Genomic DNA, 2,656 nt, shown 5'->3' with positions numbered 1-2,656 from the left:
GTGCATGGTCTTGGGCACAAAGAAGTCTGGAATCTTCTGCGCGCTGTCAGCGCTCTTCAGAACGAAGATGTCATCGCGGGTGACTGGCGTGTTCAGCGGCGCGCCGAGTTCTTTCCAGTCCGGGAACAGTTCGTTCAGGGCCCGTGGTTCGAACACGGCACCGGACAGGATATGAGCGCCGACTTCGGAGCCTTTTTCGACCACGCAGACGCTGATTTCCTTACCGGCTTCGGCGGCCTTCTGCTTCAAACGGCAGGCGGCGGACAGGCCAGCGGGGCCGGCACCGACGATGACCACGTCGAATTCCATGTATTCGCGTTCCACAGGCTATCTCCTACTCAAGGCTCAACAGTTTTTTTTCTAATTGGAGGTTGGGTGTCGCATTCATGAATTCCCCATAGTGCGGCACAGAGGACAATCGATGAACCACCTTTCTCTTTGGGTGGCGCATTATATCTACACCACTCTTAGCGTCCAATACAAACGTTTGTTTGAATCGGCTCAAAGCCAGATAAATCAAAGTCACGCGGCTTATGACTGGCCATTTTGCCGTATTGACCGGAATAGGTGTTCCGGTCAAGATACGGGCGGTTTTGCGCTCGCCGTAGGCTGAATGTAGGTTTCAAGAGCACCTCTAAAGACAGGGCGATGGCAGTACAAGGTGAAGCGCCGCGCAGGTATCGCGCGCAGTTTACACGCCACGGTAATGAATGACTTGTCGGTCACCCCTGACGAACGGTCATCAGTCTCGTGAGCAAGGTTCACCCGATACACCTGCCAGCGTTTTTAGAGGTGCCCTTGCGCCGATGAGCATCAACCGCCAGGTTCGCCTAGGCGACTTTCTTTTCACCGGAGAGTAACGAGGAATCCATGAAGGTTCTTGTAGCTGTCAAACGCGTTGTGGATTACAACGTCAAGGTTCGCGTCAAGGCGGACAATTCCGGCGTCGACCTCGCCAACGTCAAGATGTCGATGAACCCGTTCTGCGAAATCGCAGTGGAAGAAGCCGTACGTCTGAAAGAGAAAGGCGTGGCGACTGAAATCGTCGTCGTCTCCATCGGCCCATCCACCGCTCAAGAGCAACTGCGCACCGCGCTGGCTCTGGGTGCCGACCGCGCCATCCTCGTCGAATCCGCTGAAGATCTGACTTCCCTGGCCGTGGCCAAGCTGCTCAAGGCAGTGGTCGACAAGGAGCAGCCACAGCTGGTGATCCTCGGTAAACAAGCCATCGACAGCGACAACAACCAGACTGGCCAGATGCTCGCGGCATTGAGCGGCTACGGTCAGGGCACGTTCGCGTCGAAAGTCGAAGTGTCCGGCGATACAGTTGCCGTGACCCGCGAAATCGACGGCGGCGCGCAGACGGTTTCCCTGAAACTGCCGGCCATCGTCACCACCGACCTGCGTTTGAACGAGCCGCGCTACGCGTCCCTGCCAAACATCATGAAAGCCAAGAAGAAGCCTCTCGAAGTGCTGACTCCGGACGCTTTGGGCGTTTCCACCGCCTCCACCAACAAGACCCTGAAAGTCGAAGCGCCAGCTGCACGCAGCGCGGGTATCAAGGTCAAGTCGGTGGCTGAACTGGTCGAGAAACTGAAAAACGAAGCGAAGGTAATCTAATCATGACTATCTTGGTAATCGCCGAACACGACAACAAAGTGCTGGCCCCGGCCACGCTGAACACCGTTGCTGCTGCCGCCAAGATCGGTGGCGACATCCACGTTCTGGTTGCAGGCCAGGGTGCCGGCGCCGTGGTTGAAGCCGCTGCGAAAATCGCTGGCGTGAGCAAAGTCCTGAACGCTGACAATGCTGCTTACGCGCATCAGCTGCCGGAAAACGTTGCTCCACTGGTAGCCGAGTTGGGCAAGGGCTACAGCCACATCCTGGCTGCCGCCACTTCCAACGGCAAAAACATCCTGCCGCGCGTCGCCGCTCAGCTGGACGTTGACCAGATCTCCGAGATCATCTCGGTAGAAAGCGCCGRTACCTTCAAGCGCCCGATCTACGCCGGTAACGCCATCGCTACTGTGCAATCGAATGCTGCAGTGAAAGTGATCACCGTGCGTGCGACCGGTTTCGACCCGGTGGCGGCTGAAGGTGGTTCGGCCGCCGTTGAAGCTGTTGCCGCTGTTCACAACGCCGGCACTTCCAGCTTCGTCAACGAAGAACTGGCCAAGTCCGATCGTCCGGAACTGACCGCTGCCAAGATCGTCGTTTCCGGTGGTCGTGGCATGCAGAACGGCGACAACTTCAAACACCTGTACGCCCTGGCCGACAAGCTGGGCGCTGCCGTCGGTGCTTCGCGCGCCGCGGTTGACGCAGGTTTCGTACCCAACGACATGCAGGTCGGTCAGACCGGCAAGATCGTTGCGCCACAGCTGTACATCGCCGTCGGTATCTCCGGCGCGATCCAGCACCTGGCCGGCATGAAAGACTCCAAAGTGATTGTTGCGATCAACAAGGACGAAGAAGCGCCGATCTTCCAGGTGGCCGATTACGGCCTGGTGGCAGACCTGTTCGAAGCCATCCCTGAGTTCGAGAAGCTGGTCTAATCCGGCGGCTTGACTTATAAAGAGCCCGGCCTTTTGGTCGGGCTTTTTTTGTTCCGGATTTGAGTGGGGAGAGTGTTGCCATGGATCTGCGCCACTGGTTTGGC

The 2,656-nt window shown here is 57.7% G+C and carries 3 protein-coding genes; 2 read left to right on the top strand and 1 reads right to left on the bottom strand.

Going from position 1 to position 2,656, the window contains the following annotated elements:
* The coding region (locus tag AC1DLB_RS27185) for an NAD(P)/FAD-dependent oxidoreductase (protein WP_477786021.1) at window positions 1–324 on the bottom strand (324 nt) is incomplete at its 3' end.
* A 546-nt stretch (window positions 325–870) separates the two neighbouring features.
* Here AC1DLB_RS27185 and AC1DLB_RS27180 point away from each other — a divergent pair.
* A complete protein-coding gene (locus AC1DLB_RS27180; RefSeq protein WP_007903904.1) occupies window positions 871–1,620 on the top strand; it encodes an electron transfer flavoprotein subunit beta/FixA family protein in 750 nt (249 codons plus the stop codon).
* Window positions 1,621–1,622: 2 nt separating this feature from the next.
* Window positions 1,623–2,552: an electron transfer flavoprotein subunit alpha/FixB family protein gene (locus AC1DLB_RS27175; RefSeq protein ID WP_477786020.1), complete on the top strand. Its 930-nt coding sequence runs from the start codon at window positions 1,623–1,625 to the stop codon at window positions 2,550–2,552.
* The last annotated feature ends 104 nt before the right edge of the window (window positions 2,553–2,656 follow it).

The sequence above is a fragment of the Pseudomonas sp. 05N434 genome (assembly GCF_056396965.1).
Note: the sequence above shows the minus strand (reverse complement) of the source record. Positions and strands in the feature narration are given on the sequence as shown.